Source organism: Bacillus sp. es.036 (assembly GCF_002563635.1).
GTDB lineage: Bacteria > Bacillota > Bacilli > Bacillales > Guptibacillaceae > Guptibacillus.
On record NZ_PDIZ01000001.1, the window covers coordinates 3,488,869 to 3,513,203 of the forward strand.

A 24,335-nucleotide genomic window follows, 5' to 3' on the forward strand; every position below is an offset into this window, starting at 1 on the left:
GGAGGGAAATCGGTGTGAAATTATCGTTCCCCTTATTTCAATCAGCGAGTAAAAAGGAAATGCCTCTTATGAAGGAATTGAAAGAGGCCTGCCATTTATCACCTCCCACCCTCACTTTAACGGGTGAAGAAGTAAAGCTAACACGAATCATTCGCGAACAAACAGAGCAAGCCAATCGAAATAATGTTACGCGCACCAAAGCGTATCTTGATTTTTATTTAAAGCACCCTGAAGTTCACTGGGCTTTCCTTGCCCACCTGGTTTCGCGGAATGCTGGATGGACCATGACTGATTTAAGAGGTGAATATCTCCCTCGCTTCCTATCACCAGATGATCAGCACGCTTTCTTTTCCTTTCTAGAACGAGGGAATTGGCTTATTTTTCAAGATGCGTATCCGCAGCTGCTGATCTATGAAGAAAGTCTTAAGGTGAATAAGCCGCTTTTCCACCTTCTATCAGCCTTTCACGTTTCTTCTTTTATGAAAGTCATTTGGAACCGCTTCTGGAAAGACAAAGCCTCAGACACCCTTTCAGTGGCCCTCATCATTAACGAGCAGCACTACATCGATTCACGTGTCATAAATGATCAGCACTTTCACCAAACCGTGTTTAACACACTTCCTTTTCAAATCCAAAATGTTTTCAATATGAACGTGCTCCTTTTCCCACTGATTCGGAACGGCTCGATTCAACTCATTGGAGAACCTGCCAATCATTTTCTTTTCGTGAAAGAACGGATTGTACTTGGAAAACGGCTATATCAGCTTGTTTTTTCTAACGAGTCGACTCTAAATGAGATTTTGGAGTGGTCAACATGCCACTCTCATACTGGGTCACGAAAAGACTTCTGGCCTGAGCTTTTTCACTTTATAAAAGAAGGGCAACCAGACGAAAAACGCGTCCTCGATCAATGCACGCTCAAAAAGGGACCGCGTCTTTATAGTCCTCTTCTATCTGTATGGAAAGATGTACAACATGATTCGCCTGATCGCAAGGATTGGTTCGTCAACACTTCTGCGCTTTCACTTTTCAAATTACCCGATCCTGATTTTTCAGGAAATGCAGCAAAGATCTACTGCCGATCTCTTCACTTACTAGAAAGCCTATTATGAACCTGTATTTCTACACAAAAAAACTTCCGCGAGGGAAGTTTTTTGTTAAATGATCTTTTGCATTCGTAACACCACTTCAGCGATTAACGCTGAACCAAGAAATGTCCCAACCATAACGAACATGGCTACGACAATGCTTCGCCAGCCAAGCTTCACAAAATCGGTCCATGAGCGTCCAATTGCGATACCAGCATATGCAAGAATCGGCGTTGCCAGAGCCAGAATATTAATATTTTCAGTCCACTTTACGATATACTCAGAGCCGGGCATGACGGGCATAGATACAAGAATCCCAATAATTCCTATGTAAGCCACGCTCGGAATATTCACAGGAAGAACGTACTGAAGAATAAGGCCAGCTAAACAAATCACAATTAAAACCGCCATACCAGGTAAAGCAGCAACAGGAAAAACGCTGTAGCCAATCCAGTTCCCAATGGCAGCAATCAAACCGAAGATGAGTAACAACAACGTCCACTCTTGTACATTTTTTAGTAACATATTAAGCTCCTTTCCTCACGCCTGGTTTGGATGATTTTTCTCTGGTCATGAGCTGATACATCTTTTCTGTTAGTGGAAGACCAATAAAAATACTCATGTATAGTCCTGTTGATAACGACAGTAAATTGCTCGCGCCTGCAAATGCGATAATATCATCGGAAAATGCAGGAAAAGCAGCAACGAGCGAGCCACTTGCAGCCGCCATCATACTTCCACTTCCTATCCCAGACGCCATCGCAAATGAAAGCGGATGTATTGGTGTAATCGTTGCAAGGAATCCGGAGATAACGCCCATAAACACCGCCCCAAATACTGTACCAAAAATATAAATCGCCATTACGCCTCTTCCTTCAGGTGAATTGAATCCATATTTATCAACAATCAACCCAACGTTTGGCTCTCGTGCTACAGAATGTGTCATACCAATGCTTTCTCTTTTCAATCCAAGTAAAACAGCGATTGGAAGAGCAATGAAAATCGTGCCTAAATTTCCGAATTCCTGAAGAAGCAAGGCCGGACCTGCTTCAATTAACTTTGGTAGTGAAGGACCAATAATCACCCCTATTTTCGCAATAAGCAAGGTCACACCTAATACAATAAGCGGTTCAGCATTTAGCGCCTGTGCTTTTTTAATCACCGGGGTAAAAAACAAACCAAGTCCAATGAGCATGGCATATAGCATCGGTAACAGCAGGATTACTCCTGGTCCAACCGTAAACTGAAAAACGCCTATCCACTCCGTTAACGCTACAATGACTAAGACAAGTAAATGTAGTCGCCAATCCTTCCAAATTCCCTTGAGTTCTGTCACCCTTATCCCCCATTTCCTTTTCCACATGAAAGCTCTAAAGTTATTGTTATCTTAATATTTTGATTCTTAAAAGTAAATGGATTATTCTTACACACTACTCAAATGAGGACAGATTTCGAAATCGTAAGCGAATACAAACACCTAAACGACAATCTTTTCTTCAAAATCAAATTTTAAGCAAAATAAAAAGCCAGGCATCATGCCTGACTTTCTTTGAATATTATATTTACTGGTCTTTTTTTCGATTAATAATGCTCGCGCCAACAAGATCCCCCGTTACGTTAAGACCAGTGGCCCCCATTCCAACTAAAGCATCCACGGCTGTTAATAACGCAACGGTTTCCATTGGTAATCCTACTTGTGCAAACACGGTTGCAATCATAACAATACCTGCACCTGGAACACCTGCTGTACCAATCGATGCAAGTGTACCAACAATCACGACCATCACCATATCTGTAAAACTAAGCGGTGAGCCAACGACGTTCGCCGCAAAGACTGCAGAAATCGCAATTCGTATAGCTGCTCCGTCCATATTAATCGTTGCGCCAAGTGGTAAGCTAAAGCTATAAAGACTTTTCGAGACACCTAATCCCTTAGCTGCATTCATGGTGAGTGGCAATGTTCCAGAGCTACTTTGCGTCACGAATGCCGTAATCATCGGTTTGTTTGCATGACTGAAAAACTTCTTTGGACTTACTTTAAACAACAGTAAGAACAGAACGTAGATACCGATTTGTACAATCAATGCAATATAGAGCACGGCAATCATATTTCCGAGCGAGAGAATTGTATCCAATCCCTGATTACCAATTGTTTTCGCAATGATTGCAAAGATCCCAATGGGAACATATTGCAGAATAACGTTCATGATTTTAAATGTGGCTTCATTTAAGCCTTCAACCACTTTATAAAGGTGTTCGCCAAGCGCCCCATGTTCTTCTGAGTTCCGTAACGCAGCAATGGCGATCCCAAAAGCAAAGGCAGTAAAGATAATCCCAAGGAGATTCATCTCGTTAAATGCCGTAACAATGTTGGATGGCACAATGTTTAACAGCACGCTGACGATACCTGGATTATCCGGTACATCAAACGATTGATCTGGATCTATTGATAAACCCGTACCTGGATTAAACAAGTTCGCGACGGTTAATCCAACAATAATCGCTAGTGCAGATGTTAAGACGTAATAAAGAAACACCTTTCCGCCCATGCGACCAAGGTTACTTAGTTTCGTTTGATTGACACCAACGATTAATGTAAATAGAATAAGTGGAATGATCAGAAACGATAGCAATTTAATTAGTAAGTCTCCAAATGGCGCAAGAACTGCTGCATTTTCACCAAATATGAGTCCGACTGCAATTCCGAGCACAAGCGCAACCGTAATTTTTATAATCAACGAAGCATTTAAATAGCCTCTCACAATTTTCTTCATCGTTCCCCTCCTTCAAACGCTAATTATTCGTATATATTTACTAGGAAATAAGATACAGCACAATTCCTTGAAAGTCAAAAGGTTAGCTTTATCATCCAACTAAATTCCATTATCAAACTTTCAATCTCTTATTCTCGTTTTCAAGTATAAAGAACAGCTTACTTGGTTAGACTGCTTCTTAAAGTCTAGTAAAAGTTGGAGGATGAATATGAATAATTTAAAAGGTTTCCCTGTCACCCCCTTTGAAACATATCTTGAGATGACGCAATACGGAACTGAAGTACACTTCGAGTACGACAAGTACGAGCTCTTATCAGGAACAGTTGAAGATGGAAAAATGTATTTTCTCATCGATTACAACACAGGTCTCACTTATGAAGTAGAAGAAAGCACTGCACTCCATTTCGTTCAGTTAAATGAGCAAGGTAACGGTAAGCAGCTTGTAGAAACTATTACCCCGCGATTACGCCCAACTATCACACTTTCTCACACGTAAAAAGTCCTGCTCGATGGCAGGACTTTTTACTTTTATAGACTAGTAGTTACATATCCGACACATGAACTAATTCAGATTGAATCACATACCGCTCAGGCGCACTTCCGATAAAATTAAATGGATAGCACGTTGTTAACGTTAAGGTCGCTTCCTCTTTATCAACAATAACGGTTCGGTCGCTTTCATCTACGATCTGCATGTTAACCACAGCATATTCATAGCGTTTTCCGTCATATTCAAGAAAGACGGCATCCCCTTTTTTTACGTCTTGTAGACCAGTAAAAACCGTATCGCGATGACCGCTCAGAACGGTGTGGCGCTTCTGATCTGGCGTGGTTGTAAATTGACTTACATACATGCCAACTCCCTGACTTAATGTATCATCATCTGTTCCCCAATACGTCGTAAAACCTTTTTCAATCGTAGGGATGACTAACCTGCCTACTTCTTGTCCAGGATCAAACTGCTTAATTTGATCACTCATTAAAACCTCTTGAATCTTCACGCTCTCTTCCGTTGTAACCTCAGATGCTTTATCACTTCTCCACTTCTTTGTTTCTTCAGCAGAAACTTCTTCTACTCCTTGTGTGCCCTGCCACCATTCATACCCGTAGTAGCCCGCCATCGCGATTCCTACACACATGATCAAAGCATATAATTTATTCAAAATCTTCACCTCACTTAAGACAGCGAAAAAACCGCGTGAGAGGCGGTTTTTTATGCCATATTAACAGCTAACGGAACGTCTTCTATAAAGCAGCAAACCACCTGCAGCAACAGCTAAAGCAGCGCCACCAATAGCAAGCATCGGATTGGCTGAAGCTGTTTCAGGCATTTCTCCGCCCTCTTCCATTCCATCCAGTGGTTTAGCTGAATCAATCACGTTTTGTGGAACGGTAATCGTATCAACTTGATTAAAATTGTCGATCGACATTTCCATTGATTGCTTCATGTTCATGCTTTCATCTTCAATCTTCATATCCATATCAATATCCATCGTTAAATGCTTCATGTAATACGAATCTTTATCAACCGTCACTTTATAGTTAAAATCATTAATCGTCATTTGCTCCATAAGACCTTTCATCGATCCGGAACCTTCTTCACCTGACACGCTCTCTTGGAACATCTTCATGGACGCTTCCATTAACGTTTTGCCGTCCCCTTCGTACGTTAACACAAAACCATCATCCGTCTCTTCTACGCTCATCTCTTTGCCAAGCTCTTCAGCCTGAGCCATTTGTGCTTCTACCGACGACATGCTTTGGAGTTCCTCTAAACCCTTTGTGAGTTCTTCCGGCATCTTAATCCAGCCTTTTTCAGGATCTTCTTGATAAAAACCTTCCTCTGTCCAATAAGATTCTAACGAAATTTCACCTTCTTCAGGTGATGTTGTTGTTACCACCTGATGCATAGCGAAAGGCTTTAACGTAATGTCTGCTTCAGATTGGCTAGAGATCATCATCGTTTCTCCTTCAAGAGGCATCGACTGTTCCATATTCGTTTTTGTAGAATAGCTCTCCACTTCCATCATCGCTTCATTTGACTGCTTTAAAATGTCTGTTGCACTCATTTCCTTTGCTGATGTGTGAAACGGAGCTCCTACAAAAACAACTGCTGCTACCGATAGAGGGACTAACTTCTTTAACATCAAAACACTCCAATTCATTTTTTTGGCAAGAGAAGGCTAGGGATGTGATCACAAAGTACAGTGCTGCCGGATGGGAATCTTCAAATCACCAGTTTCTTTCACCTGTTCCTTATTTTCCCAAACTAGTAAAAATGAAACTCTTTTTTTATAATCTTGAAAAGAATTCTCTCAAAAATACACTCTAACAAGCAAAAAAGACTTCCAAGCAGGAAGTCTTTTTACTAGTCGATATATTGATCGGCCTTCACTACATAAACCAACTGATCTGTCCACTTCTCATTCTCATAAATGAACCCTTTCCTCACACCCTCATTTACCATGCCTACACTTTGGGCTAGCTGAGTCGATGGGCTGTTATCCAGGTTAATGTGTGCTTCGATGCGATGAAAACCAAGATTATGAAAAGCAATCTGAAGCGCTGCGCTCACCGCTTCTTTTCCATATCCTTTACGCCAATATTGATTATGTATCGTATAGCCGATTCGTGCCCATTGAAAATTCATTCTCGCTAATGTTGAGAAATCAACCATTCCAATATGCGTGCCATCTGCTTTATGAAAAACACCAAATACGTGGGCGGTGTCACTTATAGCTAAGTTTTGATGCTTATATACTAAGTCTTTAAACCACTCTTCTGTACACTCACTCATATCCATCTTCCCAGGATCAAAGGCGTGTTGCGAAGGACGCCTTGCATTAAATTCGCGTAACCAGTTTTGATAGTCTTCCATTTTTAATGGTCTGATTACTAATCTTGCCGATTCTTTTTGCAGATTAAACTCACTCAATTGAACACTTCTACTCATTTGTTAATAAACTGTTGAACCATGCTGTTATATAGATCAGGTTGATCCATATTGGCCGTATGACCAGCATCAGGAATTAGGCCAACGTTTATTTTATCATTGCTTCTTTTCAAAAATTGAACAGCTTCTACTTCATAAAGCTCATTTCCTCCGTTAAGCACCATAAGCGGTACTTCAAGTTCAGCAATCTCATTTTCTGAAACGCTCGGATAATGAAAAGTCATTATTTTATTTACTTTCTGTAACGTATCGAACCATTTATCGCCGTGAATTTGTTTAAAAGAAGCGGCAGTCTCTTGATCGTTTTCTTGAATGTTATTGAAATATGTATATTGCTCTTCCATGACGCTCTTTAAATTATCCGGTATAAACGGTGTATAGCCTGTTAAAACTGCACCCTTTACAAGCTCTGGTCTCTTTAAGGCTAGATGGATCGCTAATGAAGCTCCTAAAGATAATCCAACGACATATCCTGGTCCTTTGTTGGTTACTTCCTCTATTAACCACTCTAAAGCCCTTTCAAAATAGTTTTCACCTGCTGGAATAGTTGAATGGCCATGACCTGGTAAGGGCAACGCGATGACCTCCATATCACGTTCAAAAAAAGCTTTCTGATGCTCAAAGTGTAAATCCCTTGTCCCCATAAATCCGTGAAGAAAATAAATTCTTTTCGTCAAAACACAGCCCCCTATTGATTCACATTTTAATAGAATACTTATCTCCCTTTAAACTTTAACATAAAATGGTATTACAGCTCGCTGGATGGTAAAATCTTGATGGTGATATGTAACTTATTTAAGGGAACAACCCAGTTCGGTCTTAAACTACTCAACTTTAAAAACTTATTTCTTTCCTAAATCAAGCTTACGATTAATCTCATGAAGTAAATATAGCCCTCGAAGCAAGCAACCTACAATCATACCAAAGCCAATGACGAGCCCGATTTCATGCAAGGGTAATAATAAAAGTCCAACTACGCTGCTAGCGACGATCAAAAACAAGAGAAACATCTCGCACCTCCTAAATTCATACAAAACAAATTTATCATTTCTTCAGTTTAAAATGGTGTTTTGAGCAAAATTAAAAAGATGCTTCAATTGTTTCATTACAAACCTAAATAAGTGATTTGCGCCTATTGTTATCTACATCCAAACCAAAAAGAGCAGCTGCCCTAAGGGCAGCTGCTTTTTTTCATACTTGATTAATTTTACTTAAGACGGGAATCCTAGTACTGCTTTTGTTTCAAGGTACTCTTCAATTCCAAAGTCTCCCCACTCACGGCCAATACCAGATTGCTTGTATCCACCGAATGGTGCTGAGAAGTCCATATCAGCATTGTTCACTTTAATACGACCGGCGCGGATGCTTGTTGCCACTGTGCGAAGTGTTTCTTTATCTTCACCAAAGACATAACCAGCAAGACCGTAAACAACGTCGTTTGCAATTTCGATCGCTTCATCAATTGTCTCATATGTGATGATTGACATAACAGGACCAAAGATCTCTTCTTGTGCAATCACCATGTCATTTTTCACATCTGTAAAGATGGTTGGTTTTGCATAGTAGCCTTTCTCCAGACCTTCAGGTTTACCAGTTCCACCTGCAATGAGTGTCGCGCCTTCGTCAATTCCCTTTTGAATGTAAGACTGCACGGTATTCCATTGCTTTTCAGAAACAAGTGGTCCTACATAGTTGTTTCCATTCGGATCACCTACTGGGAATTCCGGAAGTACGTTTTTCACAGCCTCTTCAAATTCTTCTTTTCGAGACGCTGGAATGATCATTCGAGTCCCAGCCGAGCAAACCTGACCTGAGTTTGTTGCAATATGGCTAACCGCAGCTTTAGCCGCTTTAGTAATATCTGCATCTTCTAGCATGACAAATGGAGATTTACCACCAAGTTCAAGTGCTACTGTCTTGATCGTTTCTGCAGCGTTCTTCATTACTTTTTCACCAACACCTGCTGAACCAGTGAAAGATACAAAGTCGATATCAGGGTGTGAGCTAATGCCGTCACCAATCGTCTCGCCTGTTCCGTTCACAAGGTTAAATACACCTTTTGGCACGCCTACTTTATCAAAGATTTCTGTTAAAATAATCGCCGCAAATGGTGTAATTTCAGCAGGTTTTAAGACAACTGTGCTTCCTGCTGCAAATGCGCTCGCAATTTTCGTTGACGATTGGTTTGTTGGGAAGTTCCATGGCGTAATAAGGCCACTGACGCCAACTGGCTCTTTAAAGATTGTATGATCGCCACGATCTTCTGAGAAAGAGTACTCTTTCAATGCTTTTGCTGCTTCGGAGAAATGCTGGTAGCCCATGTTGTAATGAACTTTCTCTGAAATTGAACGTGGAGAACCGAGTTCTTGTGTAATCACGTCAATGATTTCTTCCTTACGGTTGGCATATTCCTCCGCAATGTCTTCAAGCATTTTCACACGTTCTTCTCGGCTTGTTTGTGAGAAAGAAGGGAATGCCGCACGTGCTGCTTTCACCGCTTTATCTAAATCTTCCTTTGTTCCTAGACTAACTTTACCGATCACTTCTTCTGTCGCTGGATTGATTACTTCATGTGTTTCTGAACCTGTTGATTCAACCCATTCGCCATTGATGTAATGTTTTAATTGGTTACGCATGATGTAAAAACTCCTTTTTTATGTTTAATCGATTTATATTGATTTAGCTTTTCTTTGCTTCCACAGTAACTGTAACCGTTAAGGACTATAGTTAAACATGCGGATGCTTTTATGAAACTTAGAAAGCGGTTGCTTATCTTTGAATCTCTGCTCTGCTAGCTATAGACTAGAAAGTAGTAAATTGGAGAAAGGATGATACAGAATGGGACAAACAATTAAAGGGAAAATTGCGTATATTACAGGCGCAAGTAGCGGTATCGGACGCGCGACAGCTCTTCAGCTTGCAAGTGAAGGGGTTCATGTTGGCTTGATTGCTAGAACTGAAAGCAAGCTAAACGAAGTCGCTAAGGAAGCAGAATCTTACGGAGTTAAAGCGATCGTCGCCCCTGCTAACATTGCAGAGATTGAGGAAGTCAATAAAGCCATCGATCACTTGAAAAACGTACTCGGCTCGGCAGATATTCTGATCAATAATGCTGGAATGGGGCGTTACGGATCGTTCTTAGAGATTGAACCCGATGATTGGAAGGAAACATTCGAAGTAAATGTTTATGGAACGTATCATGTAACACGGGCTGTTCTTCCACAAATGATCGAAAAAGACAGCGGTGATATTATCACAATCTCCTCAAGTAGTGGTCTAAAAGGAACGGCTGGCTCCACCTCTTATAGTGCTTCTAAGTTTGCTATTCAAGGCATGACCGAAGCACTTATGCAAGAAGTTCGTCGAAATAACATTCGCGTATTTACTCTTAATCCAAGCCTTGTGGCGACTGAGCTCGTCTTTGGTGACAAGCTTGATGAGCAAGATAAAGAGAAATACATGCAGCCTGAGGACCTCGCTGAATATATGGTAGGTCAATTGAAGTTGCACCCACGGATTTTCATAAAGCAGTCATTGCAGTGGGCGACGAATCCGTTTTAAACTAAATTCACTAAATAAAAGGAGGTAACGGGACAGCCGTTATCTCCTTTTATTTGATTTTCTACTGTCGCCATTTTTCATAAAGTCGCTTGATTTGTTCAGGACTTGTCCGACAGCATCCACCAATTAATCGTGCCCCTGCTTGAAACCATTCATTTGATCCATCGACAATTCCATCACACGACTCACCCTCCTGCCATGTTTTGGTCTTAGGGTCATAAAACTCTCCTGAATTAGGATACACAATAATCGGTTTATCTGTTTGAGAAGCTAATTGATGAATTGCATTTGTCACAAACGAAGGTGACGCACAGTTAATGCCGATTGCCACAATCTGGTCATTTTCATTAAAGTATTGAGAAGATGCTTTTAAAGACGTTCCATCGCTCATTTTTTCTTCACTTTGAATGGTGAAGGAAAGCCAAGCATAATTGGATGGAAACTCTTGTAATAGGGAACCTAAAACTTTCGCTTCTTGAAAAGACGGAATGGTTTCAAACGCCAAAACATCAGCACCTGCCTCAATCAATGCTTCTAATCTCGGACGATGAAACTCGGTAAGCACCTCATCGCTAACCTTGTAATCGCCCCGATACTCCGAGCCATCAGCTAAGTACGCTCCATAAGGTCCAACGGAAGCTGCGATAAAAGGTTTTGGGCGATTCAACTGACCTTCCTGTTCCCAGAAATCATCACGTGCCTGGCGCGCAAGAAAAACCGTTTTCTTTATTAGCTCCACTGCCTCCCCTTCACTTAAACCACGAGATGTTAATCCTTCCATTGTAGCTTGATAACTTGATGTTATCGCGCAATCAGCTCCAGCACGGAAATAATCTAAGTGAACCTGATAGATAAGTTCTGGATTTTCAAGCAAAACGCGCGCAGACCATAGTGGGTCATTTAAGTTACACCCATATTTTTCAAGCTCTGTCGCAAGGGCTCCATCCAATATCACCAAATTATAATCTACTAAAATTGCCTTAATAGGATTCTGTTTCTGCCACATTACTTATTCTCCTTTTCTTTACTCGTTTTGTTAAATAGTAACTTCCATAACATAGTGCAATAAACGGTATCCCACAGTACAATGCCACTCGCTGGGTCGGATCAAAAGCAATGCCAATCAAGGAAGCCAAACATAACAAGAAGGCTAGAATCGGAACGACAGGATAGAAAGGCGTTCGATAACTAAGGTTTTTAATGGATTTTCCTTCTTTTACATATTTCTTTCTAAAAAGAAATTGTGACGCACTAATACTCATCCATACAATGACAACAGCAAGCCCGGAAATAGAGACAAGCACCACATAAACGGTATCTGGCGCAATGATGCTTGAAAGTAGTGCTAGTGCTCCGCCTAACATACTTAATATCACAGCAGGAAGAGGGACACCATTTTTGTTGAGCCTAGCAAAAATAGGAGAAATCATTTGCTTGTCTGAAAGTGACCAGAGCATTCTCGACGAAGCATATAACCCTGAATTTGCAGCGGATAAAATGGCTGTAAGAATAACAAAATTCATTATATCTGCCGCATATGGAATCCCAATTATTTCAAGTACTGCAACAAATGGGCTTTCTAGAACTCCAGCTTCTGATGCTGGGAGAAGAGCTGATAAAATAAAGATTGAACCGACAAAGAATAGAATTAGCCGAACTAACGTGGTGCGAATGGCTTTTGGTATGGTTTTCGCAGGATTTTCTGTTTCTCCAGCTGCAATTCCAATGAGTTCAGTTCCAGAGAAAGCAAAATTCACTGCTAGCATCGTCATTAATATGGCAAATACCCCGTTCGGAAAGATCCCTTCATTTGTAAAGTTAGCAAATAACGATGCATTCTCACCAGATTCCATTGGAATAAACCCTACGATTGCTGCCGCACCTAAAATAATGAACAACACAATAGCCAGAACCTTTACAAGGGCAAACCAGAACTCACTCTCCGCAAAAAATTTCACAGTCAAAATATTTAAAATGAAGATCATTGCAACAAACAAGCCGCTCCAAATCCATACACTAATAAGTGGAAACCACCTCTGCATGAGCATACCCGCAGCTGTAAACTCAGAACCTAGCGCAACTGTCCAGGTTAGCCAGTACAACCAGGCAACTGTATAACCGGTTCCTCCGCCAATGTATTGAGCCGCATAGCTATGAAACGCACCTGTCTCAGGCATATGAACCGCTAGCTCTCCCAAGCACAGCATGACCAGGTAAACGACAAGTGCACCTACCAGATAAGAAAGGATCGTCCCAACAGGACCAGCTTGTTGGATCGTGTAGCCAGAACTTAAAAACAATCCCGTACCGATGACCCCTCCGAGTGAGAGCATCACTACATGTCTTGATTTCATCTCCCTTTTAAAACCCTGTTTGCTTTCCATATTATTTCTCCTTACTTTTCCATCCAGAAAAACAAAAAAACGCACTCGAATGGAGTGCGTAACTGACAAAATAAAACCGAAGGCTCTCATCTATCAGGTTTATCACCCGCTGGAGTTAGCACAGTATCCAATGGACCTGTTGCTGAGGTTTCAAAGGGCCAGTCCCTCCACCTCTCTGGATAAGAAAATATATTTTAACAAAAATATCAATTTACTCACGGTTTGTCAAGGTAGGATAGCAACAACGACGCTTCACTAAATATCCTTTTTCCACTGACGACTACCTTGCATTTGTCTTTGGACAATTGTCTTCATTCCATTTCTTTTCTTCATTTTTGAAAATCGCGTCATCGCTTCCCTCATATCTTTCTCCATTTGCTCCAACACGTACTCATTTTCCATTCTCTTTCCCTCCTCCAAAAAAAGATGGCTCCCCCTAAGAAAGTGGAAGCCATACCATGATGTGAGAACGTATATTCGGTTGATAACCTAAGTTTAGCGAACATTAGTTCTTTTAGCAAGGATTACTTTTGTTTAAATATCGAAAAATCAACTGTATCTGCCATTTTATTATATCCTTTATCATTTGGATGCAAATGATCCCCAGAATCATACTTCGAGAGAAACTTTTCTGGATCATTTGGATCTCTCAATGCTTTATCAAAATCAATGACCGCATCAAATTCTCCGCTCGTTCGAATCCACTCGTTCACTTCCTGGCGCGTCTTTTCTCCTTCTTCAGTAAACATACTAGAATCTTTATAAGGTGTTAATGTACCTCCATAAATAGGAAGCCCCTTTTCGTGAGTTGCTTTGATGATTTTCTTCATTCGATTAATGATTTTCTTTGAATCATATTCAGGATAGTGTCTCAAATCATTAATGCCTTCATGTAGAATAACGCCATTGATTCCTTCTTGGCTAAGCACATCTCGTTCTAATCTCGCAAAGGCGTTCTGTCCTTTTCCTTCTTCACTATTAATCAGGTGATTGGCAGAAATCCCTGCATTTAAAACCGACATTTTTACCTCAGCGTTTTCCGAATTCATACGATTCGCTAAATAATCAGGCCAACGGCGGTTTGCGTTTAACGTGGAATAGTTGCCATTTGCAATTGAGCTTCCCATTACTACGACAGAACCGTTTACAGATTCATCAGGCACAACCTCTAAACGTTCTAACCAGAACCATGCTTCTTCTTTTGACGTGTATGCAGAGTCTTTTTCATCTCCGGCATGGTTTCCTTCTTCAGACATATACACCGTTTGATTTGAACGCTGATGCCACGTTGTTGGGCCAGTTTCACGATCTACGTACAAACTAACCGTTATATTTTGATCGGCGTTTACCGGAAAATCAATTGCATCACTATATTGCGTTTCTCCTTGAGGAATCGTTACAGCTTCTTTACCATCAAAGGTAATCAGCTGGTCCGTCTCCTTATCAATACTTGCACCTTCCTTGGATATTGCAACTCTCACTTCTTTTATAGATAAAGGGAGTGAACCAAATTCATTGGATAATCGAATCCGCATTTTCTCCCCTTCCATATGTGGGCGAAGAATTAACCTGATTGTTTGATCCTTAAATCCTTCATGAGAGTTTCCATCTTTAGCAGGAGCCTGCATGCTTGCTGTCCATGAACCGACCCATTCACTCTTTTCGGATGCATTCTTCATTGAAGAAGGCCATCCTTTTGCGCTTACTACACTTAATAATCCAGCTATAAGAATCAGTACGAATAATGTTAGGATACGTGTCATTGTTTACTCGCCTCTCGTTTACAGTTTCATTCAACCTCTATTAGTTATCCTTACAAAAGGCTTCGTCCATCATAACTAGCCTCAGTTGGTCTTAATCTTTCTGTCTCTAAATTGTTAATAAACAGAATACCCCTATTTGGATGGATTGATGCTCTATGTAACCGAATGTAAAGAAATTGCAAACGAAAGAACTATAGATAAAATATCTCTGAAATATAAGCACCTCTAGCACTTTTGTTATCATACGAATAAAACCCCTATTCTCATATGTGAGATTAGGGGTTTTTGGGTTAAAAGAAGTCCATGAAATTTGTCGCCTTTGCGGAACGTATGCGTTGCAACCGTGTTACATCTTCCTTTGATCCTTCTAATAAACCAGCTTCATAAAGAAAGAAAGGGTCCTGGTACCCAGTCAATACAGAAGTCAGCGTATTAATGTTACATCGAAGGCCTCGTTTTGGTGGATGAGCACACGCTGCATTCGCTTTATCTCCCATGAAGACCCTCACGCCTTCATAATCGATCAGGTAGCTGCCATTGTTCCACTCTGCCTGATCATCTGTAATATGGAGAAAAAGAGTCTCGTCCGACTTGAATGTAAATGGATATTCCTTAAGAAAATTCTCGACATCAACAATGCGTGCCATAAAGTACGGCTCGACCGTTGTTTTCACTTTTGGATTTGCTAATAAAAAAGCGAGCTGGTCACTTTCGTTTGTTAGAATCGTAGCGTGATCTACCATAGAATCGTGCTGACAGAGATAATTCCACAATCCTCTTCTTGCTTCCCCATCTAAACAAACCATTTCTTCAACCTCTAATGTTCGATCCTCTATTTTGTAATAAATGTATCCGGTTATATTCCCCTCTTCATTTGTATAAGTAGCAAAACGAAATCCTTTCGAATAAACGCGTTCCTTCCACCAATTTTCCGTTCGAACGAGCATGCCATTAAAGCGAGTCGCAAACGCTTCGTAAACAGGATTCAGAACTTCAAAGACGTGATCAAGTTCAACACGCCTTACTTTTCCACTTACAGCAAGAAGAGGCTCAAGATCATGCGCGTTCAACTCTACCTTCTTCCAGTTATTCAAAACTTCATACCCAAATTTTCGATAAAAGGAAATCTGAAAGGGATGGAGAAAAGAGATTGTTTGGCCTTTTTGTTTCATTTCAAAAAGACCATTTCTAAGCAGACGTGCTACCCTTCCCCCTCTTCTGTGTTCCGGATAGGTTGCGACTGACGCAACGCCACCCATTTTTATTTTCTTTCCGCTTAGCCAAGTTTCAAAATCGATTAAATGTAGCTTCGCAGCAAGTTCATCCCCCTCGAAATCGCCCCATATTTCATGCTCGCTATATCCTTTGATTTTGTCATCTAACTCTTCTTTAGGCACTGTATATTGGAACGCATATTCTGAAAGTCGTACAGCATCGATTACTTCGTTTTTTTCTAATTTACGCATGTTTTCGCTCCTTACCGTTTTTAGTAATGACAAGAGATAATGGGCCGATAATTGGAAGCAACCCGATCCACCCCGCTACCCCATCTCGATTTCTTAAAGCAACGATTGAAAGCCCGGTTAATACAAGAAAATCAATTGTCATCACATGAACAAAATTTGATTCCAGAAAAGCTTTTTGGTACATAGTCGCCTCTCCTGCCAAAAGCCCATACACCATTAAACCGAAAGCTAGTCCAATTAGAACAATAGACAGACCTCTCGATTGAAGAAATTTCTTCACCTTATTTGGTGTTCGATTCGAACGTTCTTTATTTTTATTTAATATAAAGTAGGGAAGCAAACTAAAAGCACCTAACACAAAAGAGCTTAAAACAAATGGCCAGGCTGGAACTGATCCACTATCATTCCGTAGAAGAAGAATGGCAAATACCGCTGGAAAAACGCCAAGTAAGGAAAACATAGCAAGTAAACCTGCGTCTGGATCATTCATCGTTAGGAGGTCTGAGAGATAAGAACCATTGCTATCCGGTGCTAGAAATACAGAATATAAAATTAATCCAAGCCATAAAATAAGGAATGAAACCCTGCTCATCATCAACCCTACTTTCTCATTCATTTTCTTAAATCATAAAGTGATCGCAAAAAATTCTCAAACATGTGTAGAATTTTCAAACAATTGTGGTATACTAATTGTAACAAAACATTCACAAATTATCCTTTATTTCGACACATGTTTAATTTGTAAGCGGTATCACTAAAAGGAGTTGTTCACTATGGATGTCTATATGGTCTATCTTTTCGTTATCACGGCTACACCGTTGTTTCTGTGGCAGGATTATAAGAAGCTTGCATTCGTTCACACACCGTTTATTGTGGCAATCTGGGCACTGCTAATTTTCTACATTGGTGGCGGTATGACTCCGGTAGCACATACACTCTTCATTACACTTTTTGCGATTAACGTTTTATTTGCACACATAGCTGCTTACCTAATCTTTGCTCGTCCATTCCTTAAGGAACGTCAGCTTGCAAAGAAGATGCCACAAACAGAAGAATAAACAACTTAACTGTTAAACAAAAACCGTTGTTTCCCTCTAAGGGAAACAACGGTTTTTTAATTACATGTTCATATTGTGCATGCCGAATGACATAACCCAGATTGTACCTGCAACAACTGCCACGGCAATAAAGACCGCATATAAAATCGTTCCAACTTGAATCCGACTACTATCACTCTCTGTAATATGCATAAACATCAAGAGCTGAATCGCCGCTTGAATCAATGCCAGGATCACGACAATAATCATAATCGTTCTAAGGCTAAAGTCTGAAGCAAAGCCTACCCATAAAGCAAGTAACGTTAAGAAGATCGAAAGTCCGAAACCAATTAAGTGACTCCATGGGAAGTGGCTATGACTGCTTGTCTGCTCGTTGTTGGACATCTTACATCACCATCCCATACAAGTAGACTGCTGTGAAGATAAAGATCCACACAACGTCAAGGAAGTGCCAGTAAAGACTTGAAATAAAGACCTTCCTTGTTGTGTCAGGTGTTAACCCGCGCTGTTTTAACTGAATCAAGATAAGAATGATCCATGCAATACCCATTGTAACGTGGGCACCGTGCGTTCCAACTAATACGAAGAAGGCAGACCAGTATGCACTCGTTGTTAGTGCCGCACCTTCATGAATGTAATGAACAAATTCATAAATTTCAAATCCTAAGAAACCTAGACCTAATGCAAGTGTAATGCCTAACCAGAGAAACAAACCTTTAAGAGAATGATTTCTCATATAGTGTATGGCAAGTCCACATGTGAAACTACTCGTTAGTAGCAAAAACGTTTCAATTAACACACCACTTAATTCAAAAAGCTCTTCTGGTCCTGGACCGCCCGCTGTACGACCTACCAATACTAAGTAAGTTGCAAACAACGTTGAAAATAGTGCAATTTCGGCGCCGAGAAAAATCCAGAAGCCTAGAATATTCAGTCGGCCAGTTTCCGACTGATATTCTAAAGGCGTGTTAGGAGAATATTCGACTGATTCCATGCTTCACGCCTCCTTTATAAAGTAGTCCTTTTTTGATCTTCTTCTATTTCTTCTACGCTCACGTAGAAACCTTTATCATAATCAAACGAACGAATGACCATTGTGGCTAGTACACCAATAAGTCCAAGGATCGACATCCAGTGCCAGGAGAAGACCATACCGAACCCGGCGATAAAGAAGAAGACACTCATTACAACCGGCACACCAGAGTAACTTGGCATATGAATTGGTTTATAAGGTTTCTTCTCTTGTAACTTTCCTTGCTTTCTTTCTTGTTTCATAATCCAGAACGCATCATGTCCTTTTGACTCAGGAAGATGAGCGAAATTATAATGCGGTACTGGAGCTGGTGTTGACCATTCAAGCGTTCTTGCATCCCATGGATCTCCAGTTGTTTCACGTGGAGAGTAACGGAAGCTGTAATAGATGTTATAGACAAGAATCAGGAATCCGATTCCCATTAACACGCCACCCATTGTGGCAAGTACGTTCAAGCTCATCCAGCCGTCTGCAACCCCATACGTATAAACGCGACGTGGCATTCCTGCAAGTCCTAGGAAATACATCGGGAAGAAACATAAGTTGAAGCCTGCTACAAAAATCCAGAAAGTCCATTTTCCTAAGCGCTCGTTCAAACGATGATTGAACATCTTCGGGTACCAGAAATGTAAGCCTGCGAAACAAGCATAAACTGTACCAGAAATGAGCACATAGTGGAAGTGGGCTACAAGGAAGTACGTATTATGGTATTGATAGTCAGCTGCCGCCATGGCAAGCATAACACCTGTTACCCCACCAATAACGAAGTTTGGGATAAAGGCAAGTGACCAAAGCATTGGCGTCGTAAATCGTATTCGTCCCTTGTACAGAGTGAATAACCAGTTAAAGATCTTCACACCTGTCGGAACGGCGATTAACATCGTTGTGATAGAGAAGAACGAGTTAACTGCTCCACCTGCTCCCATCGTAAAGAAGTGGTGAACCCATACTAGGAAGCTTAGTCCGGCAATAACAACCATGGAGTAAACCATTGCTTTATAACCGAAAAGCGTTTTACGAGCAAAAGTACTAATAATTTCTGAGAACATACCAAACGCTGGAAGTATAACAATATACACTTCAGGGTGACCCCAAATCCAGAAGAGGTTTGCCCAAAGCATTGGCATACCGCCATCCATCATTGTAAAGAAATGACTTCCGAACAAACGGTCAAACGTCATAAGTGCAAGCGCTACAGTTAGTACCGGAAATGCAAAGATGATGATAACCATTGTAATTAATGAAGACCATGTGAACATAGGCATATGCATGAGCTTCATGGATGGTACTCTCATTTTTAAAATCGTTACTAGGAAGTTAATCCCTGTTAATAATGTACCGATACCGGCAATCTGTAACCCTAGTAAATAATAGTTCTGTCCTACTGATGGACTTAGTTCTAGACCAGCTAAAGGAACATAGCTTGTCCAACCAGCTGATGGCGATCCTCCAATAACAAAAGAAATGTTAAAGAGCATTGCCCCCATGAAGAAAGTCCAGAAACTTACTGCGTTCAAAAACGGATAAGCGACGTCGCGTGCTCCAATTTGTAGCGGAACAACAACGTTAATTAAACCAATTAAGAACGGCATCGCCATGAAAATAATCATGATCGTTCCGTGAGTTGTAAAAATTTCGTTATAGTGGTTGGCGTCTAGGAAGCCTGCATCTGGGACCGTCAATTGCGCCCTCATGAGCATGGCATCTACACCACCGCGGAATAGCATCAGAACGGCTGCGATGATATACATGATACCGAGTTTCTTATGGTCAACTGTTGTTAGCCATTCTGTCCACAACCATTTCCACTTTTTAAAATACGTTAGTGCAAAAATGGCACCGATCAACGTTAAGGCGATCGAAACATCCGCACCGTAAATAAGCGGGTCCCCGGTGACAAAAAATTCATCCAATTTCATGGTGTCTTCCTCCTCTCTTAATGCGAGTGTTCCTCGGAATCTTTCTCAGAATCATCATGGTTCATTTCTGAGTGATCCATCTCTGAGGAATCATCTTCATCAGTTGATTCGCCGTTACGAACCTTTGTTGCATATTCAGCATCCATTCCATGATCAACCCACTGAAGGTGAGTTTCTGAGAATGTCTGCTCTTCTGTATGACCTTTCAGCATTAACTCATTGTATTTCTCTTGAGTAAGTTTAGGTGCGTCTTGCGCCTCTTCCACCCACTCTTCATAATCTTCTTCCGATTCAGCTGTTACAGTAAATACCTGTTCCGTAAATCCTTCACCAGTGAAGTTGGCGTTACGTCCACGATATTCACCTACTTCATCTGCTTGCAAATAAAGTTCATTCATCATGCCAGACATCGTGTACTCCTGCCCACCAAGCGATGGAATCCAAAAAGATCCCATTGAATCTGCAGAAGCTAGTTTAAACAAAATCGGATGATCTTCAGGAATGTGAATATAGTTCACCGTTTCGATATTTTCCTCTGGATAGCTAAAGACCCATTTCCAATCGACTGATGTTGCATGAATAACGATTGGATCTTTATGAGACGTTGCTTCCGGTGCCTCTTCTAGTGCAAAAATCGTTTGTACAGTTGGCACTGCAAGGACAATGAGAATAATTACCGGAATAACGGTCCAAACAATTTCAAGAAAAACATTCCCCTCGATGTGAGGAGGCTCATATTCAGGACCACTCTTACGTTCACGATATTTAACAAGGATGAGTGTAAATAGCACGAACACGACCAAAACAATAAACAGCATAAATCCAATAGAGAAAAGAATTAAATTCGCTTGTTGTTCTGCTACAGGTCCTTTTGGATCAAGCACGGTTAAGTTACTACAGCCACTCAATACCATCACTGCTAGAAACATACTGAGTGCAAAAAATGATTTCATTCGCTTCACCGCCAGGCCACCTTCCTTTCTTCCTATATAATAGTTAAGTAGATTTTAAACAATAAATGACAGGGAACAACTGTTACCATTGGCTATTGTAGCAGGTTCATCGTATAAATGTGACACGTGTCACAAAGTGTCAAAACTTGCTCATGCATTTATCACTTTTTCGACACATTTCATTCATAATTCGTTCATATTTGTGGATTTTTTTAACACTACTGGATAAAACAGCGCTTGCTTGTTGTGACATATGTCGCATCGTGTTTCACTCGTGTTATCTTTTTGATTAAGATCACATATTAGTTATTAGAAATCGTGAGTTTAAGAAAACAAAATCCCACTGGATCCAGTGGGATTTTGTACCTGCATTAATTTAACAACCATTTCGTCACTTGAAATTTTGAATCGCCAACAGCTTCAAATACAAGACTCTCGTTGCTTTCCTCAGGGAAGAACCTCGATGTAAATACCTCTTCGCCATCGTTCACAAACACTTCAATGGAAGAAGAATCAACATAAAAACGGAGCTCTTTCACGCTGTTAATCAAGCAGCTGCGCGTTTCTTCTCTCCCGTCTACAAAGCTTTTTCTCTTAAATGTTAACAATGCTTTTGTAGAATCATATGTCAGAGAGGCGTTGTTTCGTAAGTTTACCGAAAACGTTCCTTTTATTTCTTCTAGTTGGACAAGCAGCTCGTATACCGCACCGTTCAGCTCACTCCACTGTTTTAGCTCATTCGACAGATTCGCTTCTTTTGTCATTTCGGTATGTCGCATCGCTTCTAGTTCCACGGCAGGTCGCTGAATGAGTCGCTCGTCCTCGTAATGAAGTTCCCGAGGAACTGTCAAAATATGAATCCATTTATGAGCGATCGTAGGGTGATGCCCTTCTCCCTGCTCCGGTACACCCATCCAACCGATGACCAACCTTCTTCCATTCTCATCAAGCGTTGTTTGCGGTGCATAAAACTCAAAACCGCGGTCAAGCTCTGTAAATCCTCCGTGACCCATCTTCCCACTTTCATAATCGAGTTCGCCAGATACGTATCCTGTTTGATAAATGTTTTGATACAAGTATCCTTCTGCCTCTATCCCTTGAGGTGAAAAGAGGAGAATATCCTTACCATCTAATTCGAATAAATCTGGGCATTCCCACATAAATCCTAGATCACCAATCGCTTCTTCCCCCGAAGCAGTTACGTCACCTTTAAACGTCCAATCCATTAAGTTGGCTGACTCAAATAAGACGACCCGTCCTTCTTCATTTAAGTTCTGCGTGCCAATTACCATATACCATTTACCTAAATGCTGCCACACTTTTGGATCACGAAAATGCGGTGTATATCCCTCTGGTAAGTGAAGTACCACACCTTTTTTCTCGAAGTGAATGCCATCTTCAGATACGGCTACACACTGATAAGTTTCTCGATTGCCTTCTTCGTCCTTCACATTCCCTGTATAAAATAGATACATTTTATCTTCATAAACCACTGCACTTCCTGAATAACAACCATTCTTGTCATACCAGTCTCCTGGAGCCAAGGCAATTGGTTGAAGTTCCCAGTTCACGAGATCTGTCGACGTATAATGACCCCAGAATTTTGCCCCATGATCCGTTTTGAACGGCATCCATTGAAAGAAAACATGATAAACGCCTTTCCAATGAATAAAGCCGTTTGGATCATTTAATAATCCAACGGGCGGCATTAAGTGAAATGCGGAACGATAATGATCTTTTTCAACCGTATTGCGATGTTCATTTATTTCTTTTATTGCTAACTCTTTTAATTCATCATTTCGATCGATCATATAAACCACCTAATTCGTCAAAATTTTGAAAAAGGGGACCCGCTTTTAATGAGGCCCCCCTTTTCTTTATTTATCTAGCATACCGTCTTTGTAGCCAAATGCCCAAGTCAGACCGAACGCAACACCGATTGAAATGATATTCACAAGAAGGTATAAAACGATCTGGCTGTTTAAGAACAAAAGGGTACCTGGAATAACCGTAACTGCAAGACCAGTTGCTTTAAGCTTAAAGAGTGATGCAAGGAATCCACCAACTGCCCCACCAATGAGTCCCATAATAAATGGCTTCATATAGCGAAGGTTTACGCCGAAGATTGCCGGCTCTGTAATCCCAAGAAAAGCAGATAATGAAGATGGAAGTGCTAGTGCTTTTAGTTTCTTCGATTTTGTTTTCATTCCGACTGCAAGCGCTGCCCCACCTTGAGCTGCGATGGCAGCTGAAATGATTGGGTTAAACGGATTATAACCAAGGTTTTCAAACAACTGAATTTCAAGGAAGTTGAAAATATGGTGAACACCCGTAATAACGATAATCTGATGGAAGAAACCAATGATCAGTCCGCTTAGTCCGAATGGAAGATCAAGAATGAAAATCGTACCATCCATAATGTACTCTTCTACTGTATGGAAAATCGGTCCGATCGCAAACAATGACAAAGTAATCATAATTAACAGGACTAGAAATGGCGTTAAAATAAGGTCCAGTGCTTCAGGAACCATTTTACGAATACGCTTTTCTAATTTTGCACCGAGAAAACCAGCAACAAATGCCGGAATAACTGAACCTTGATAGCCAACGACCGGAATAAATCCTAGAAACTTCAGAGGTTCTGCATTTCCTGCTGCTACTTCCCATGCGTTCGGAAGAGCTGGTGTGACAAGCATCAATCCGAGAACGAGACCAATAGTTGGATTACCTCCGAACACTCGGAATGTCGACCATGCTACAAGCGCTGGTAAGAAAATAAACGCTGTATCAGTTAGAACTTGAGTGAATAGAATAAAGTTTTCCGAAATGTCCCCTGGCGTTAAACCGAAAAGGGCGAGGATTTCTTCTTGTAAAACAAGACCACGAAGTCCCATAAACAGTCCAGTTGCAACTAGTGCCGGAATGATTGGAACGAACACGTCACCAAATGAGCGAATCGCACGTTGAAATGCATTTCCCTGTTTAGCGGACTCTTCTTTAATTTCGGACTTCGTTGAACCAGTCGCTCCTAGAGCCGTCACTTCATCATAAATTCGGTTAACTGTTCCTGTTCCAAAGATAACTTGATATTGTCCGGAATTATAAAAGGCACCCTTTACTTTCTCAACCCCTTCTACTCTTTCCTGATCGATTTTTTCCTGATCATGCACCATTATTCTAAGTCGTGTTGCACAATGAGCAACCGATTGGATATTTTCCTGGCCTCCAATAGCATCAATGACTTCCTGTGCAATCTCACGGTTTGTAGCCATATTATTAACTCCCTTCAAGGTTTATCTTGCTCGTGGTATCGATTCCACATTCTGCGAATAAGAATGCGAGCGTTTTCATTTACTCGCTCTTCTTTGCTAAATAATTCAGTA

General features: G+C 40.9%; 25 protein-coding genes and 1 riboswitch. Of the genes, 4 read left to right on the forward strand and 21 right to left on the reverse strand.

The genetic code is table 11. The features are described from left to right. Positions 1-14 precede the first annotated feature (14 nt). A complete protein-coding gene (locus ATG70_RS17535) occupies positions 15-1,112 on the forward strand; it encodes a DUF2515 family protein (RefSeq protein WP_098445532.1) in 1,098 nt (365 codons plus the stop codon). Between the two features lie 45 nt (positions 1,113-1,157). Here ATG70_RS17535 and ATG70_RS17540 read toward each other — a convergent pair whose 3' ends face one another. The 3 genes from ATG70_RS17540 to ATG70_RS17550 all read right to left on the reverse strand — a co-directional run bounded on the left by ATG70_RS17540 (position 1,158) and on the right by ATG70_RS17550 (position 3,862). Then, positions 1,158-1,613, reverse strand: a complete 456-nt coding sequence (locus ATG70_RS17540; protein WP_098445533.1) for a hypothetical protein — start codon at positions 1,611-1,613, stop codon at positions 1,158-1,160. A 1-nt stretch (position 1,614) separates the two neighbouring features. Then, on the reverse strand, positions 1,615-2,424 hold the full coding sequence (locus ATG70_RS17545) for a DUF3100 domain-containing protein (protein ID WP_373560771.1): 810 nt from the start codon (positions 2,422-2,424) through the stop codon (positions 1,615-1,617). 226 nt (positions 2,425-2,650) lie between these two features. Then, a complete protein-coding gene (locus ATG70_RS17550; RefSeq protein WP_098445535.1) occupies positions 2,651-3,862 on the reverse strand; it encodes a dicarboxylate/amino acid:cation symporter in 1,212 nt (403 codons plus the stop codon). A gap of 208 nt (positions 3,863-4,070) precedes the next feature. On the opposite strand from ATG70_RS17550, the gene ATG70_RS17555 reads away from it, so the two are divergent. Further along, the gene (locus tag ATG70_RS17555) at positions 4,071-4,358 is read left to right on the forward strand and encodes a hypothetical protein (RefSeq protein ID WP_098445536.1); all 288 of its coding nucleotides are present in this window, start codon (positions 4,071-4,073) and stop codon (positions 4,356-4,358) included. A gap of 46 nt (positions 4,359-4,404) precedes the next feature. Here ATG70_RS17555 and ATG70_RS17560 read toward each other — a convergent pair whose 3' ends face one another. The 6 genes from ATG70_RS17560 to ATG70_RS17580 form a co-directional block, all read right to left on the reverse strand. Next, positions 4,405-5,034, reverse strand: a complete 630-nt coding sequence (locus tag ATG70_RS17560) for a class D sortase (RefSeq protein ID WP_257147748.1) — start codon at positions 5,032-5,034, stop codon at positions 4,405-4,407. 51 nt (positions 5,035-5,085) lie between these two features. Then, positions 5,086-6,009: a DUF6612 family protein gene (locus ATG70_RS17565; protein WP_098445538.1), complete on the reverse strand. Its 924-nt coding sequence runs from the start codon at positions 6,007-6,009 to the stop codon at positions 5,086-5,088. 221 nt (positions 6,010-6,230) lie between these two features. Next, positions 6,231-6,815 (reverse strand): GNAT family N-acetyltransferase, encoded by a 585-nt coding sequence (locus ATG70_RS17570; RefSeq protein WP_098445539.1) that lies wholly within the window; start codon positions 6,813-6,815, stop codon positions 6,231-6,233. Continuing rightward, positions 6,812-7,492, reverse strand: coding sequence for an alpha/beta fold hydrolase (locus ATG70_RS17575; protein ID WP_257147749.1), 681 nt, complete (start codon positions 7,490-7,492; stop codon positions 6,812-6,814). The genes ATG70_RS17570 and ATG70_RS17575 overlap by 4 nt, the downstream gene beginning before the upstream one ends. 165 nt (positions 7,493-7,657) lie before the next feature. Next, positions 7,658-7,825: a hypothetical protein gene (locus ATG70_RS22615; RefSeq protein ID WP_179886318.1), complete on the reverse strand. Its 168-nt coding sequence runs from the start codon at positions 7,823-7,825 to the stop codon at positions 7,658-7,660. Positions 7,826-8,026: 201 nt separating this feature from the next. Beyond that, entirely contained in the window at positions 8,027-9,451 is a 1,425-nt protein-coding gene (locus ATG70_RS17580; RefSeq protein ID WP_098445540.1) for an aldehyde dehydrogenase family protein, read from the reverse strand. Positions 9,452-9,653: 202 nt separating this feature from the next. Here ATG70_RS17580 and ATG70_RS17585 point away from each other — a divergent pair, with 202 nt between their 5' ends. Beyond that, complete coding sequence (locus ATG70_RS17585; protein ID WP_098445541.1) at positions 9,654-10,376, forward strand: 3-ketoacyl-ACP reductase; 723 nt, start codon at positions 9,654-9,656, stop codon at positions 10,374-10,376. Positions 10,377-10,437: 61 nt separating this feature from the next. Here ATG70_RS17585 and mmuM read toward each other — a convergent pair whose 3' ends face one another. From mmuM to ATG70_RS17610, 6 genes are all read right to left on the reverse strand, one after another. Continuing rightward, complete coding sequence (gene mmuM, locus ATG70_RS17590; protein ID WP_098445542.1) at positions 10,438-11,382, reverse strand: homocysteine S-methyltransferase; 945 nt, start codon at positions 11,380-11,382, stop codon at positions 10,438-10,440. After that, positions 11,357-12,760 (reverse strand): S-methylmethionine permease, encoded by a 1,404-nt coding sequence (gene mmuP / locus ATG70_RS17595; protein ID WP_098445543.1) that lies wholly within the window; start codon positions 12,758-12,760, stop codon positions 11,357-11,359. Before mmuP ends, mmuM begins: the two co-directional genes overlap by 26 nt. 83 nt (positions 12,761-12,843) lie before the next feature. Continuing rightward, positions 12,844-12,946, reverse strand: a riboswitch (SAM riboswitch). Positions 12,947-13,015: 69 nt separating this feature from the next. Further along, positions 13,016-13,162 (reverse strand): hypothetical protein, encoded by a 147-nt coding sequence (locus ATG70_RS22620; protein ID WP_179886319.1) that lies wholly within the window; start codon positions 13,160-13,162, stop codon positions 13,016-13,018. A gap of 122 nt (positions 13,163-13,284) precedes the next feature. Continuing rightward, positions 13,285-14,523 carry an SGNH/GDSL hydrolase family protein gene (locus ATG70_RS17600; protein WP_098445544.1) on the reverse strand — a complete coding sequence of 413 codons (1,239 nt, stop codon included), beginning with the start codon at positions 14,521-14,523 and terminating at the stop codon, positions 13,285-13,287. A 290-nt stretch (positions 14,524-14,813) separates the two neighbouring features. After that, entirely contained in the window at positions 14,814-15,989 is a 1,176-nt protein-coding gene (locus ATG70_RS17605; protein ID WP_098445545.1) for a GNAT family N-acetyltransferase, read from the reverse strand. Continuing rightward, entirely contained in the window at positions 15,982-16,605 is a 624-nt protein-coding gene (locus ATG70_RS17610; protein ID WP_142329597.1) for a hypothetical protein, read from the reverse strand. Before ATG70_RS17610 ends, ATG70_RS17605 begins: the two co-directional genes overlap by 8 nt. A 157-nt stretch (positions 16,606-16,762) precedes the next feature. On the opposite strand from ATG70_RS17610, the gene ATG70_RS17615 reads away from it, so the two are divergent. Further along, complete coding sequence (locus ATG70_RS17615) at positions 16,763-17,047, forward strand: spore morphogenesis/germination protein YwcE (protein ID WP_098445547.1); 285 nt, start codon at positions 16,763-16,765, stop codon at positions 17,045-17,047. 60 nt (positions 17,048-17,107) lie between these two features. On the opposite strand, the gene qoxD is transcribed toward ATG70_RS17615, so the two are convergent. From qoxD to ATG70_RS17645, 6 genes are all read right to left on the reverse strand, one after another. Continuing rightward, complete coding sequence (gene qoxD / locus ATG70_RS17620) at positions 17,108-17,431, reverse strand: cytochrome aa3 quinol oxidase subunit IV (RefSeq protein WP_098445548.1); 324 nt, start codon at positions 17,429-17,431, stop codon at positions 17,108-17,110. A gap of 1 nt (position 17,432) precedes the next feature. After that, on the reverse strand, positions 17,433-18,041 hold the full coding sequence (gene qoxC / locus ATG70_RS17625) for a cytochrome aa3 quinol oxidase subunit III (protein WP_098445549.1): 609 nt from the start codon (positions 18,039-18,041) through the stop codon (positions 17,433-17,435). Between the two features lie 14 nt (positions 18,042-18,055). Further along, on the reverse strand, positions 18,056-19,999 hold the full coding sequence (gene qoxB, locus ATG70_RS17630; RefSeq protein ID WP_098445550.1) for a cytochrome aa3 quinol oxidase subunit I: 1,944 nt from the start codon (positions 19,997-19,999) through the stop codon (positions 18,056-18,058). 17 nt (positions 20,000-20,016) lie between these two features. Beyond that, positions 20,017-20,952: a cytochrome aa3 quinol oxidase subunit II gene (qoxA, locus tag ATG70_RS17635; RefSeq protein ID WP_098445883.1), complete on the reverse strand. Its 936-nt coding sequence runs from the start codon at positions 20,950-20,952 to the stop codon at positions 20,017-20,019. A gap of 371 nt (positions 20,953-21,323) precedes the next feature. Then, positions 21,324-22,763: a sucrose-6-phosphate hydrolase gene (locus tag ATG70_RS17640; protein WP_098445551.1), complete on the reverse strand. Its 1,440-nt coding sequence runs from the start codon at positions 22,761-22,763 to the stop codon at positions 21,324-21,326. 66 nt (positions 22,764-22,829) lie between these two features. Continuing rightward, positions 22,830-24,224, reverse strand: a complete 1,395-nt coding sequence (locus ATG70_RS17645) for a sucrose-specific PTS transporter subunit IIBC (RefSeq protein WP_098445552.1) — start codon at positions 24,222-24,224, stop codon at positions 22,830-22,832. Between the last annotated feature and the right edge of the window lie 111 nt (positions 24,225-24,335).